Origin of the sequence: Geodermatophilus poikilotrophus (assembly GCF_900111455.1) — a bacterium.
GTDB lineage: Bacteria > Actinomycetota > Actinomycetes > Mycobacteriales > Geodermatophilaceae > Geodermatophilus > Geodermatophilus poikilotrophus.
The window spans coordinates 324073-336804 of sequence record NZ_FOIE01000006.1 but is presented as its reverse complement, the minus strand read 5'-3'; the positions used below and the strand labels follow the sequence as shown (position 1 = coordinate 336804).

Below are 12732 nucleotides of genomic sequence, written 5' to 3'. Positions count from 1 at the left end.
GAGGACCTCGGGGTGTGCACGGTGGTGGTGCGCGATCCGGCGGCGCGCAGGCCAACTGTCTCATCCACGGGCGGCTGTCCTCTCAGGCACGCGGGTGCGCCTGCGCGTGGACGGCGCGCAGCCGCTCGACGGTGACGTGCGTGTAGATCTGGGTGGTCGCGAGGCTCGCGTGCCCGAGCAGCTCCTGCACCGAGCGCAGGTCCGCGCCGCCCTCGAGCACGTGGGTGGCGGCGGAGTGCCGGAGGCCGTGCGGGCCGATGTCGGGAGCACCCGGCGCGGCGGCCACGGCCGCGTGCACGGTGCGGCGGACCTCGCGGGCGTCCAGCCGCCCACCGCGCAGGCCGAGCAGCAGCGCCGGGCCCGAGCGCTCCGTGCCCAGCGCCGGCCGCCCTCGGGCGAGCCAGGCGTCCAGCGCCCGTTCGGCCGGCACGCCGTAGGGAACGCTGCGCTCCTTGCGGCCCTTGCCCAGCACGCGCAGCAGGCGACGGCCGCGGTCGACGTCGTCCACGTCGAGGCCGACCAGCTCGCTGACCCGGATCCCGCTGGCGTAGAGCAGCTCGAGGACCACGGCGTCGCGCAGGCCGACCGGCTCGTCGGCCCCGGCCGCCGACTCGACGACCACGCGGGCCTGGTCGGGAGCCAGTACGTCGGGGAGCGTGCGCTGCGCCTTGGGGCTGACCAGCCGCAGGCCGACGTCCTCGGGGGTGAGGCCGGCCCGGCGCAGCCAGCCGGTGAACGACCGGGCGGCCGCGGCGCGCCGGGCGGTGGTCGCCCGGCCGGCACCGCGGGTGCGGCCCTGGGCCAGCCAGCTGCGCAGCGTCGCCAGGTCCAGGTCGTCGACCCGGGTGCCGCAGCGGCGGACGAGGTGGTCCAGCAACCAGACCGCGTCGCCGACGTAGCCGCGGACGGTGTGCTCGGAGAGGTCCCGCTGGGTGCGCAGGTGCTCCTCGTACCCGGCCAGCGCCTCCGCCAGCACCGGCGGCAGCGCGGCCCGCGCGTCGGCGGTGCGAGCAGTCACCGTGAAACGGTCGGTCGCACCCCGCCGGGGGTCAAGCCGAAGCGCCGACCCCGCGCCGCCTCACGCCGCCCGCTCCCCTGCCGTCACCCCCGTCCCGCCCCGGCGACCGGCTCCGGCGGCGGGGTCAGTCGCCACCCCCCGTCGGTCCGCTCGACCAGGTCGGCGAGCTCCAGCACCGGCAGCACCCGCAGCACGTCGAGGACGTCGCAGCCGGCCACCCGGGCCAGCCGCTCGGGCCCGACCCCGCTGCGGACCGGACAGGCGTCGAGCACCCGGACGGCCACGTCGGAGAGCCCGTCACGCGGACCGGTGGGGCGCTCCGGCGGGTCGGCGAGGTCCTCCCCCAGGCGGCCGACGGACTCCACCACGTGCCTGGCGTCGGCGACGAGGACCGCGCCCAGCTCGACGTCGCGCAGCAGCTCGTGGCAGCCCACCGACATCGCGGAGGTGACCGGGCCCGGGACGACCATCACCTGCCGGCCCAGCTTCTGCGCCCGCCGCGCGGTGGCCTGCGCACCGGAGCGGGCCGCCGCCTCCACGACCACCGTGCCGCGGGTCAGCGCGGCGATGAGCCGGTTGCGGACGAGGAAGCGGTGCCTGTGCGGAGCGGCTCCGGGTGGCCACTCGCTGACCAGCAGCCCCGACTCGGCGATGCGGTGAAACAGCGCCCCGTGCGCGGCCGGGTAGACCCGGTCGACGCCGCAGGCCAGCACCGCCACGGTGGGGGCGTCCGCCGCCAGCGCACCGCGGTGCGCGGCAGCGTCGATGCCGAAGGCACCTCCGGACACGACGGTCCAGCCCCGCTCCCCCAGCTGGTGGCCGAGCTCGCCGGCGACGTGCTCGCCGTACGAGGTCGACGCCCGGGCGCCGACGACGGCCACCGATCGGTCGGCCAGCTCGTCGACCCGGGCCGGCCCGCGGACCCAGAGCGCCAGCGGTGGCACCGGCGCGGTCGTGCGCGGCGCGTGGTGGCGTGGGTCGTCGGGCTCCTCGCCGGTGGCGAGGGTGAGGCAGTGCAGCGGTTGGGCCGGCCACTCGTCGTCCTCGGGGACGACGAGCCGCGCGCCGCAGCGCTCGGCCCGCAGCAGGTCCTCCAGCGAGGCGTCCTGACCGGCGCGGGCCCCCACCAGCGCGCGGACATCGTCCGGCGCCCGGCCGGACCGCAGCCGGCGCACCGCCTCGACCGCTCCGGCGTCCTCGACGAAGCGCCAGAAGGCGACGCTGCCGGGTTCGGCCGCCCGGCTGAGCCACGCCCGCGCCCGCCGCACCGCGGGGCCGGCGAGCCCGTCGACCGTCGTCAGCTCGGTCAGCCCCTGCTCCATGTCCTCGTCGAGGCTCGGCAGCGCGGTCACGCCGCGGCCCACTGCAGCCGCAGGCCGAGGGCCTCGGCCACCTCGTCGGGACCGGGCACGGTGCGGCCGGCCAGGTCGCTCAACGTCCAGGCCACCCGCAGGACGCGGTCGTAGCCGCGCACCGACAGCACCCCGCGCTCGAGAGCCCGCTCGACCAGGCGCAGGGCCGACCGCGGCGGGGACCACCGTTCCCGCAGCAGCCGCCCCGGCACCTGGCTGTTGACGCCCAGGCCGGTCCCCGAGAGCCGCGCCGCCGCGGCAGCCCGGGCGTGCGCGACCCGGGCGGCGACGACGGAGGTCGGCTCGGGCGCCGTCCCGGTCTCCAGCCAGGCGGCCCGGGTGACCGCCGGGAGGTCGACCCGCAGGTCGATCCGGTCGAGCAGCGGTCCGGAGAGGCGGCCCTGGTAGCGCCGCCTCTCCAGGGGGCTGCAGGTGCAGGCGGCGTCCCCGGCGGCGCTGGCGCACGGGCAGGGGTTGGCCGCCAGCACCAGCTGCGCGCGGCACGGGAAGGTGGCCGCGCCCGCGGCGCGGGAGATGGTCACCGACCCGCGCTCGAGCGGCTGGCGCAGCGTGTCCAGCACCGCCCGCGGGAACTCCGGCGCCTCGTCCAGGAACAGCACGCCGCGGTGGGCCCGGCACAGGGCACCGGGCCGGATCGGACCCGAGCCGCCGCCGACCAGGGCGGCCATCGTCGCCGAGTGGTGCGGCGCCTCGAAGGTCGGTCGGGTGACCAGCGGGGAGTCCGGCGGCAGCGTCCCGGCGACCGAGTGGATGGCGGTGACCTCCAGCGCGGCCTGCTCGTCCAGCGCCGGGAGCAGACCGGGCAGCCGCTCGGCGAGCATCGTCTTGCCGGCCCCGGGCGGTCCGCTGAGGAAGAGGTGGTGCCCACCCGCGGCCGCGACCTCCACGGCTCGGCGGCCGACCGGCTGACCGACCACGTCGCCCAGGTCGGGCCCGGGTGGTGCCGGCGGCAGGGGGGAACGGGTGTGCCGGGGCAGCGACGCCCGGCCCCTCAGGTGGGCGACGACCTCGGCGAGCGTGCCGGCGGCGAGCACCTCGATGCCCTCGACGAGCGCCGCCTCACCCGCGTTGCCCGCGGGCACCACCACCGTCGCGTGCCCGGCGCGGGCGGCGGCGAGCACGGCCGGCAGCACCCCGCGGACGGCGCGCACCGAGCCGTCGAGTCCCAGCTCGCCGATGAGCACCAGGCGGCCCACCGACTCGGCCGGCACCGCGCCGTCGGCCGCCAGGACCGCGGTGGCCAGCGCCAGGTCGAAGCCGCTCCCCTGCTTGGGCATGGACGCCGGGGACAACCCGATGGTGATCCGTCGCAGCGGCCACCTCCCGCCGGCGTTGACGACCGCCGCCCGCACCCGGTCGACCGACTGGCGGACGACGGCGTCGGGCAGCCCGACGAGGACCACCCCCGGCACGCCGGCCGACAGGTCCACCTCGACGTCGACCACCGCGCCGTGCACGCCGGCCAGACCGACCGACCAAGTCCGCGCCAGGGTCACGAGAACGCCGCCCGCAGGTGGGTGACCAGCGCGGGCCGGTCGGCCTGCACCAGCACGCCGACGACGTCGAAGCGCAGTTCGGGCGCGTGCTCGTCGTGCGCGGCCAGCCAGCGCTGGGCCAGGACCCGGAGCCGGCGCTGCTTGACGTGGCCGACCGCCTCGACGGGGTGACCGAAGCCGACCGCGCGTCGGGTCTTGACCTCGCAGAAGACCAGCGCGTCGCCGTCACGGGCGACGATGTCGAGCTCGCCGTCGCGGCAGCGCCAGTTCCGGTCGAGGACCCGCAGGCCGCTGTCGGTCAGGTAGGCCGCGGCGATGCGCTCGCCGTGGGCGCCGAGGTCCGATGTCGTTCGCACCCGGCCGACCGTCGTCCGCCGGGACCGGTCGGGACGGTCGCGGAGCCGATCTGTGGACACCGGCGCCGCCTGTGGACGCCGGTCCCGGGCATGTCGCGGGGCCGGGCCAGCCTCAGGCCCGTGACGCGCGGATCAGGTCAGCCGGGGGCCCTCGGGCAGCTCGAGGTCGGGCTTGTCGAGCTCCTCGACGTTGACGTCCTTGAAGGTCAGCACCCGCACGTTGCGCACGAACCGCGCCGGCCGGTACATGTCCCAGACCCAGGCGTCGGAGAGCTTGAGCTCGAAGTAGACCTCGCCGCCGGCCTCGCGGACCTGCAGGTCCACGGAGTTGGCGAGGTAGAAGCGCCGCTCGGTCTCCACCACGTAGGTGAACTGCCGGACGATGTCCCGGTACTCGCGATAGAGCTGCAGCTCCATCTCGGTCTCGTACTTCTCCAGGTCCTCGGTGCTCATCGCGGCTCTCCGGACACAGGGCGCATGGCCCCATCATCGACCATCGCCGCCGAGCCGGTGAGCTGGAGTCCCCGAGCGGCGTGTGCGTCGCGGGCGCGGGCCACGTTGACGAAGCGCTTCCGGTGCTCCGGGCAGGGCCCGTACCGCTGCAGGGCGGCGTCGTGCGCAGCGGTGCTGTAGCCCTTGTGGACGGCGAAGTCGTACTCGGGCCAGCGCTCGTGCACGCCCAGCATGATCCGGTCTCGCGTGACCTTGGCCAGCACCGATGCCGCCGCCACGCACGCCGCGACCCGGTCGCCCTTCCACACCGCGAGGGTGGGGCGGGCCAGCCCCGGCACCGGGAAGCCGTCGGTGAGCACGTAGTCCGCGCCGGGGTCGAGGGCCCACACCGCGCGGCGCAGCGCCTCGATGTTGGTCACGTGCATGCCGCGGGCGTCGAGGTCGGCGACCGGCAGGACGACCACCGACCACGCCACGGCGCGGTCGACGACCTCCTCGTAGACCCGCTCCCGGGCCGCGGCGGTCAGCAGCTTGGAGTCCGCGAGGCCGGGGACCCTCCCCCGGCGGCCGGCCGGGAGCACGCAGGCAGCGGCGACGAGCGGTCCGGCGCAGGCCCCACGGCCGGCCTCGTCGACGCCGGCGACCGCCGGGAACCCGCGGCGGTGCAGGGAGCGCTCCATGTCCCAGAGCGCGTCGGGGCGGTCGTCGACGGACGTGCCGGCGGCGGCACGGTTCCGCGGCCCGGGAGGAGCGGGGGTGGTACGGACAGCCATCGCGGTCCGACAGTACGACGCCGGCGAGGGACCGCGGGCGGGCCGTCACCGGGCGGGAACGCCAGGGGCCGGCCCCGGGGTCAGGGGGGCCGGCCCGTGGACGGTCGGCCGCCGGAGCGGCCGGTGGGTACCCGGGGCGGACCGCCGGCGAGGCGGATGGTCCGCCCGGCCCCTGTAAGGCCCAGCCTCCGCCCCGGGTCCCGCTGGCCCCCTGCAGAATCCCGCTGCGAGCTCGCGAGCAGCGGGGGCTGGGGGTCCTTCGACGAGGGGTGGGGAGGACGGGTCCTCTCTCAGGCCTCGGCGGGGGCCAGGGCCGCGTGGGCGCCGCAGGTGCAGGAGGAGGTGTTGCGCGAGGACAGCACCAGCGAGACGGCGTGCGCCCGGTCGCGGGCACCCAGCTTGCGCAGGATGGCCTTGACGTGGGACTTGACCGTGTCCTCGCTGATGAACAGGTTGCGACCGATCTGCCGGTTCGACTGGCCCTGGATCAGCTCGTCGAGGACGTCGGACTCGCGGCGGGTCAGCGGCACCTCGGGGGCGAACGGCTTGGCCGCGGGCGTGGCCGACGGCTCGACCCGGCGGATCTGCGGGTCGACGACGGTGCGGCCGGCGCGGGCGGCCAGGATGGCCCAGCCGAGCAGGGTCGGCGAGGTGTTGATCATCAGGTAGCCGCGGACACCGGCGGCCAGCGCCTCGTTGACCACGGCCGGGTCCTCGGAGGTGCCCAGGGCCACGATGGTCACCCGGGGGAAGCGGCGCCGCAGGTCGCGGCAGGCGTTGAGGGTCGCGGCGCGGCCCGGACCCAGCTCCACGATCACCGCGTCGGGGCGGGCGGTCTCGACCAGCGTGAGGGCCCGGCGCAGCTCGCCCGGAGTGCCGACCGACTGCATGCCGGCGGTCTCATTGACCATGCTGACCAGCCCGCGACGCAGGACGGGCGCGTCGGCGAGGATGAGCACGCGGGTGACGCCACGAGCAGCGCTCGCCATGGGTGCGGACACAATCGGCTCCGTTTCACACGTTCGGGGACTTTCTCACGATCTCCATCGGACGGGTGAGACGTTTGCTTGAACGCTTTTCCAACATTCCCTGAAAGAATTCTCCGACACCCGATGGAGCGACGGCCGGTCACACCGGAAACACCGGAATGGGAACCCGTCGCATTCGTGTCGACATGGCGACGCCATTCCCCGGAACGACGCGACCCGCACGCCCCGGGCGGACCGGAGGGTGCGGGTCGAGGACGCGACGGGAGCCGTCAGCCGGAGCGGGACCGACGTCGCCGGCGTCGCCAGGCGGCGAGCGGCACGGCACCGACCAGGCCCATGGCGTACGGGGCGGCGACCGCCGCCGCACCGGAGACGGGCATCGGGCGAGCCGGGTTGCCGGCCGCCTCGGTGCCCTGGATGTCGGGCGAGCCGAGGGTCCCGAAACGGTCGAGCGGCCAGACGATCAGCGCGGCCCTGCCGATGACGTCGTCCACGGCGACCGTGCCGGAGTTCTCGTCGCCCATGTGCGCCTTGGAGTCCGCCGACGCGGACCGGTGGTCCCCCATGACCCACAGCCGGCCCTCGGGAACGGTGACGGGCCCGAACGCCCGGCTCTCCAGCGGGGTGTTCTCGAAGACGTACGGCTCGTCGAGCGGTTCGCCGTCCACGGTGACGCGGCCCTCGCCGTCACAGCACTGGACCGTCTGGCCGCCGGTGGCGATGACCCGCTTGACGTAGTCGTCCTCGCTGGGCGGGGCCACCCCGATGGCGCGGCCGAGCCAGAGCAGGCCACCGGAGAGCGCGTTGCCCGGCTCCTGCACGTCCACCTCGGGCGACCAGCTCTCCGGCCCCTCGAAGACGACGATGTCGCCGGGCTCCGGCTGGCCGAACCAGTAGGGCACCTTGTTGACCAGCACGCGGTCGCCGGTGCAGCCGGGGCAGCCGTGCAGGGTCCGCTCCATCGAGCCCGACGGGATGAAGAAGGCCTGGACGAGGAAGGTCTTCACCAGCAGGGCGAGCACGAAGGCGATGAGCAGGAGCACCGGCAGCTCGCGGATCAGCGAGCCCTTCTTCGCCGCCTCCTCGCGCCGGCGCTCGGCGCGGCCGCCGGAGCGGCGGATGGGACCGGTGTCGGCGGCCGACCCGGGCGCCCGCGGGTCCTCCCCCTCCGGAACGACGTCGGCGGGCCTCCCGGGCCGGTCGCTGCTCATCGGAGCCAGCGTACGGCCGCGGGAGACCCGCCGTGGTCAGGCCGGACCGGCCTGCCTGCGTCGTGTCAGCGCGAGACGGTCTCGCGCTTCTCCTTGATCTTGGCGGCCTTGCCGCGCAGCTCGCGGAGGTAGTACAGCTTCGCGCGGCGGACGTCACCGCGGGTCAGCACCTCGATCTTCTCGACGACCGGGGTGTGCACCGGGAAGGTGCGCTCGACACCGACGCCGAAGCTGACCTTGCGCACGGTGAAGGTCTCGCGGATGCCACCGCCCTGACGGCGGATGACGACGCCCTGGAAGACCTGGATGCGGGAGCGGTTGCCCTCGATGACGCGCACATGCACCTTGACGGTGTCGCCCGGGCGGAACTCGGGGATGTCGTCGCGCAGCGAATCGGCGTCGAGTACGTCCAGGGTGTTCATCGCGGCAGTCCTGTCCTAGCGGTCATGTCGTTGCGGTGCGGACAGCAGGCGCCCCGGCTGTCCGATCCGGGGAGCTGCGCTCCGGGAGGAGCTCGTCGTCGGCGAAGCGATGCGTCCGCAGCAGCTCTCTACTGTGCCACACCTTCAGCCGACGAAGCGCGGCGGCCCCGCCCACGGGCCGGCGGACAGCTCCGGCAGCAGGTCGGCGAGCTCTCGCGGTGCGAAGGTCTCGGCGCTGGTGGCGACCTCCGCGGCGCTCCACCAGCGGTGCGGCTCGGCACCGAGCAGCTCCAGCTCCGTGCGTCCGCTCGCATCCACCTCGTGCACCACGTCCCGCAGCACGAAGAACGTCTCCCGCGAGTCGATCTGCACGCCGGCGAACGGGCCGACGTGCCGGCGGAACCAGACCGGGCCCTCCAGCTCGCCGGGCTCCACGACCAGGCCGATCTCCTCGGCGAGCTCCCGGGTCGCGGCCTCCCGCACGCCCTCCCCCGGCTCCACGCCGCCGCCGGGCGTGTACCAGAACAGCACGTCCCCGGGCGGGACGGCGGGGTCGGTGAGCCGGGCGCCGAGCAGCAGCACCCGCCCGTCCGGGTCGAGCACCAGCACGCGGGCGGTGGGCCGCACCCAGGCGCGGTCGGTCACTCGCCGAGCACGGCGCGGTCGGCGTCGGTCAGCGCGCCGTCGGGCAGCGCCGAGAGCAGGTCCGGCCGTCGGGCCGCCGTCCGCCGCAGGGCCTCCGCCCGGCGCCACCGGGCGATCGCGGCGTGGTCGCCCGAGAGCAGCACCGGCGGGACGTCGTGGCCGCGCCAGGACGCCGGGCGGGTGTAGGAGGGGCCCTCGAGCAGCCCGTCGGCGTGCGAGTCGTACTCGACGGACTCCCGGTTGCCCACGACGCCGGGCAGCAGCCGGGTCACCGCCTCGACCATGACCAGCACCGCGGACTCGCCGCCGGCCAGCACGTAGTCGCCGATCGAGACCTCCGACACCGGTCCGGCCTCCGCGGCCCACTCGGCGACCCGCTGGTCGATGCCCTCGTAGCGGCCGCAGGCGAAGACGAGGCCGGGCTCGGCGGCCCACCCGGCGGCCACGGCCTGCGTGAAGGGACGGCCGGCCGGGGTCGGCACGACCAGGCGGGTGCCCGGCGGGCGGACGGCCTCCAGCGCCCGGGCCCACGGTTCGGGCTTCATCACCATGCCGGGGCCGCCGCCGTAGGGGGCGTCGTCGACGGTGCGGTGCACGTCGTCGGTCCACTGCCGCAGGTCGTGGACGCCCACGCTGACCAGGCCGCGCTCAGCGGCCTTGCCCAGCAGCGACTGCCGCAGCGGGGCCAGGTACTCGGGGAAGATGGTGACGACGTCGACCCGGAACGGGGGGCTCACAGGTCGAGCAGCCCCTCGGGTGGGTCGACCACCACGACGCCACCGGGGACGTCGACGGTCGGCACGATGGCGGTGACGAACGGCACCAGCAGCTCCCCGCCCTCGACCCGGCGGACGACGAGCAGGTCGGCGCCCTCGTGGCGGACGGCGCCCACCGTGCCGAGCTCGGTGCCGTCGGGCAGCCGGACGGTCAGGCCGACCAGCTGGTGGTCGTAGTAGACGTCGGGGTCCTCGAGTGCGGGCAGGTCGGCGACCGGCACGTGCAGCTCGGTGTTGCGCAGTTCCTCGGCTGCCTCGCGGCTCTCGACGCCCTCGATCGCCAGCAGGAGGACCTCGCGGTGCCAGCGGTGGCCGGCGATCGTGAGCGGCCCGCGATCGGCGGGCTCGGTGCGCAGGACCGCGCCGGGGGTGAAACGGAGGTCGGGGTCGTCGGTGCGGACCTCGACGGTGACCTCACCACGGACACCGTGGGGCCGGCCGATGCGGCCGACCACCACGGTGTCGGTGGGGTCGTCTGGTTCGGTGCCCACCAGGCGAGGGCGAGGCGCTCAGCGCCCGTCGGTGTCGACGACGTCGACCCGCAGGCCGCGGCCACCGACTCCGGTCATCACGGTGCGCAGCGCCTTGGCGGTGCGGCCGCCGCGGCCGATGACCTTGCCGAGGTCGTCGGGGTGCACCCGGACCTCGAGGGTCTTGCCGCGCCGGTTGCTGAGCAGGTCGACCGTGACGTCCTCGGGGTGGTCGACGATGCCCTTGACCAGGTGCTCGAGCGCCTCTTCGAGCACGACTTACTCGGCGGGCGTCTCGGCGGGGGCGTCGCTCGCCGCCGCGTCGTCGGCCTGGGGAGCGGCCTTCTTCCGGGGGGTGGTGGCGCCGGCGGCCGGCTCCTCACCCGAGGCGCGCACGGCCTCCTCGTAGAGGGCCTTCTTGTCCGGCTTGGGGGCGGCGACCTTCATGGGCGGCGGCGCGGCCTCGCCCTTGAACTTCTGCCAGTCACCGGTGACGCGGAAGATGGCGGCGACGGCCTCGGTCGGCTGCGCGCCGACACCCAGCCAGTACTGCGCCCGCTCGGAGTCGACCTCGATGAAGGACGGGTCCTCCTTGGGGTGGTACTTGCCGATCGTCTCGATCGAGCGGCCCTCGCGCTTGGTGCGGGAGTCGGCGACGACGATGCGGTAGTACGGCGCGCGCATCTTGCCCAGGCGCATGAGCTTGATCTTGGTGGCCACGGTGTGTGGTGTTCTCCTCGAACGCAGGTCGTGTGTGCCCGCCCGGAGCGACGCGTGGGGGTACGCCGAGGGCGGTGCGGCTGGACACGGCCGGCAACGGTGAGAGGGCCGCCCACCGCCGTGTTCGACCGTCCATTGTGCCAGAAAGTGGACCCCGTCCTCCTCCCGCCCTCGCGAGCCCGGGCGCGAGCCTCTGGACGGGGCCGACGAGCCCGCCGTCGACCGGCCGGCTCAGCTCCGGACGTCGGCGAGCACCCGGGCGGCCGCCTCGCCGACCGGCACCTCCTCGCGCTCCCCGGTCGCCCGGTCGCGCAGCTCCACGACACCGGCGGCCAGTCCCCGGCCCACGGTGACGATCGTCGGCATCCCCAGCAGCTCGGCGTCCTTGAACTTGACCCCGGGCGAGACCTTGGGCCGGTCGTCGTAGAGCACGGTGAGCCCCGCGGCGACCAGCTGCTGCGCCAGCGACTCGGCGGCCTCGAACACCGCGGCGTCCTTGCCGGTGGCCACGACGTGCACGTCGGCCGGCGCGACCTCCCGCGGCCAGACCAGGCCCAGCTCGTCGTGCGTGGACTCGGCGATCGCCGCCACGGCCCGGGAGACCCCGATGCCGTAGGAGCCCATCGTCACCGTGACGAGCTTGCCGTTCTCGTCGAGCACCCTGAGGTCGAGCGCCTCGGCGTACTTGCGGCCCAGCTGGAAGATGTGGCCCATCTCGACGCCGCGGGCGAGCTCCAGCGGTCCGGAGCCGTCGGGCGCCGGGTCGCCGGCCAGCACCTCCGCGGCCTCGACGACGCCGTCCCAGGTGAAGTCCCGGCCGGCGACGAGGTCGAACACGTGCCTGCCCGGCTCGTTGGCTCCGGTGATCCACCGGGTGCCCGGCACCACCCGCGGGTCGACCAGGTACCGGATGCCCGACGCGCTGTCCGCGCCCAGCGCCTGCGGGCCGATGTAGCCCTTGACCAGCGCCGGGTGCTGGTCGAAGTCGGCGAAGGGCTCGACCTCGGCGGGCGCCACCTGCGCCTCCAGCCGCTTGAGGTCGACCTCGCGGTCGCCGGGGATGCCGACGACCAGCGGCTCGCGGGTGCCGTCGGGGTGCACGAGCAGGACGACGACGTTCTTCAGCGTCGACGCGGCGGTGTAGCCGGCGTCCGGGAACAGCTCCTGCGCCACCGCGACCAGCGTCTCGATGGTCGGGGTGTCCGGGGTGTCCTCGACGTGGGCCGCAGGCAGCCCCTCGAACGGGATCGGCTCGGGGACGACGGTGCTGACCGCCTCGACGTTGGCCGCGTACCCGCCGGGCGAGCGGACGAAGGTGTCCTCGCCGATCGGGGTCGGGTGCAGGAACTCCTCGCTCCTGGACCCGCCCATGGCACCCGACATCGCCGAGACGATGACGTACTCCAGGCCCAGCCGGTCGAAGATCCTGATGTAGGCGTCGCGGTGGGCGGCGTAGCTCTTGTCGAGGCCGGCGTCGTCGACGTCGAAGGAGTAGCTGTCCTTCATCGTGAACTCGCGGCCGCGGAACAGCCCGGCCCGGGGTCGCGCCTCGTCCCGGTACTTGGTCTGGATCTGGTACAGCGACAGCGGCAGGTCCTTGTACGACGAGTAGAGGTCCTTCACCAGGAGCGTGAACACCTCCTCGTGGGTGGGGCCGAGCAGGTAGTCGGCGCCCCGGCGGTCCTGCAACCGGAAGAGGTTGGGGCCGTACTCGGTCCAGCGGTTGGTGGCCTCGTAGGGCTCGCGGGGCAGCAGCGCCGGGAAGTGCACCTCCTGCGCGCCCATCCGGTCCATCTCCTCGCGGACGACCCGCTCGACGTTGCGGAAGACGCGGTAGCCCAGCGGCAGCCAGGTGAAGCCGCCGGGCGCCGCCCGCCGGATGTAGCCGGCCCGCACCAGCAGGCGGTGGCTGGGGACCTCGGCGTCGGCCGGGTCGTCGCGCAGGGTGCGCAGGAACAGCGTCGACATGCGGAGCAGCACGGGACGAGTCTCCCAGGCCGGGGCGAGCGGTTTCCGGACGGTCCGCGCCC

The 12732-nt window shown here is 75.1% G+C and carries 15 protein-coding genes; all 15 read right to left on the bottom strand.

Translation table 11 applies throughout. From position 1 onward, the window contains the following. Positions 1–82: 82 nt before the first annotated feature. Positions 83–1018: a tyrosine recombinase XerC gene (locus BMW27_RS15700; RefSeq protein WP_091445658.1), complete on the bottom strand. Its 936-nt coding sequence runs from the start codon at positions 1016–1018 to the stop codon at positions 83–85. An 83-nt stretch (positions 1019–1101) separates the two neighbouring features. Further along, positions 1102–2370, bottom strand: a complete 1269-nt coding sequence (gene dprA, locus BMW27_RS15695; RefSeq protein WP_217638175.1) for a DNA-processing protein DprA — start codon at positions 2368–2370, stop codon at positions 1102–1104. Further along, positions 2367–3887 (bottom strand): YifB family Mg chelatase-like AAA ATPase, encoded by a 1521-nt coding sequence (locus BMW27_RS15690; protein ID WP_091445656.1) that lies wholly within the window; start codon positions 3885–3887, stop codon positions 2367–2369. The genes dprA and BMW27_RS15690 overlap by 4 nt, the downstream gene beginning before the upstream one ends. Next, positions 3884–4243, bottom strand: coding sequence for a YraN family protein (locus tag BMW27_RS15685; RefSeq protein WP_091445654.1), 360 nt, complete (start codon positions 4241–4243; stop codon positions 3884–3886). Before BMW27_RS15685 ends, BMW27_RS15690 begins: the two co-directional genes overlap by 4 nt. A gap of 132 nt (positions 4244–4375) precedes the next feature. Continuing rightward, entirely contained in the window at positions 4376–4696 is a 321-nt protein-coding gene (locus BMW27_RS15680) for a DUF2469 domain-containing protein (RefSeq protein WP_091445653.1), read from the bottom strand. Beyond that, entirely contained in the window at positions 4693–5376 is a 684-nt protein-coding gene (locus BMW27_RS15675) for a ribonuclease HII (RefSeq protein WP_245743622.1), read from the bottom strand. Before BMW27_RS15675 ends, BMW27_RS15680 begins: the two co-directional genes overlap by 4 nt. A gap of 383 nt (positions 5377–5759) precedes the next feature. Continuing rightward, positions 5760–6470, bottom strand: coding sequence for a response regulator transcription factor (locus tag BMW27_RS15670; RefSeq protein WP_245743620.1), 711 nt, complete (start codon positions 6468–6470; stop codon positions 5760–5762). Between the two features lie 257 nt (positions 6471–6727). Next, complete coding sequence (gene lepB / locus BMW27_RS15665) at positions 6728–7669, bottom strand: signal peptidase I (RefSeq protein ID WP_091445648.1); 942 nt, start codon at positions 7667–7669, stop codon at positions 6728–6730. Positions 7670–7734: 65 nt separating this feature from the next. Then, entirely contained in the window at positions 7735–8091 is a 357-nt protein-coding gene (rplS, locus tag BMW27_RS15660; protein ID WP_012949994.1) for a 50S ribosomal protein L19, read from the bottom strand. A 144-nt stretch (positions 8092–8235) separates the two neighbouring features. Next, complete coding sequence (locus BMW27_RS15655; RefSeq protein ID WP_091445646.1) at positions 8236–8736, bottom strand: NUDIX hydrolase; 501 nt, start codon at positions 8734–8736, stop codon at positions 8236–8238. Next, positions 8733–9473: a tRNA (guanosine(37)-N1)-methyltransferase TrmD gene (gene trmD / locus BMW27_RS15650; protein WP_091445644.1), complete on the bottom strand. Its 741-nt coding sequence runs from the start codon at positions 9471–9473 to the stop codon at positions 8733–8735. The genes BMW27_RS15655 and trmD overlap by 4 nt, the downstream gene beginning before the upstream one ends. Next, positions 9470–10003 (bottom strand): ribosome maturation factor RimM, encoded by a 534-nt coding sequence (rimM, locus tag BMW27_RS15645; protein WP_091445643.1) that lies wholly within the window; start codon positions 10001–10003, stop codon positions 9470–9472. Before rimM ends, trmD begins: the two co-directional genes overlap by 4 nt. An 18-nt stretch (positions 10004–10021) precedes the next feature. Continuing rightward, a complete protein-coding gene (locus BMW27_RS15640) occupies positions 10022–10258 on the bottom strand; it encodes an RNA-binding protein (RefSeq protein ID WP_012949998.1) in 237 nt (78 codons plus the stop codon). Positions 10259–10261: 3 nt separating this feature from the next. Further along, positions 10262–10702 carry a 30S ribosomal protein S16 gene (gene rpsP / locus BMW27_RS15635; RefSeq protein WP_091445641.1) on the bottom strand — a complete coding sequence of 147 codons (441 nt, stop codon included), beginning with the start codon at positions 10700–10702 and terminating at the stop codon, positions 10262–10264. 231 nt (positions 10703–10933) lie between these two features. Beyond that, the gene (locus BMW27_RS15630) at positions 10934–12682 is read right to left on the bottom strand and encodes a proline--tRNA ligase (protein WP_091445640.1); all 1749 of its coding nucleotides are present in this window, start codon (positions 12680–12682) and stop codon (positions 10934–10936) included. Positions 12683–12732 lie beyond the last annotated feature (50 nt).

Excerpts from the sequence above, each read along its gene's own strand:
- BMW27_RS15680 (WP_091445653.1), bottom strand. The coding sequence starts at position 4,696 with ATGAGCACCGAGGACCTGGAGAAGTACGAGACCGAGATGGAGCTGCAG.
- BMW27_RS15675 (WP_245743622.1), bottom strand. The coding sequence starts at position 5,376 with ATGGAGCGCTCCCTGCACCGCCGCGGGTTCCCGGCGGTCGCCGGCGTC.
- lepB (WP_091445648.1), bottom strand. The coding sequence starts at position 7,669 with ATGAGCAGCGACCGGCCCGGGAGGCCCGCCGACGTCGTTCCGGAGGGG.
- rplS (WP_012949994.1), bottom strand. The coding sequence starts at position 8,091 with ATGAACACCCTGGACGTACTCGACGCCGATTCGCTGCGCGACGACATC.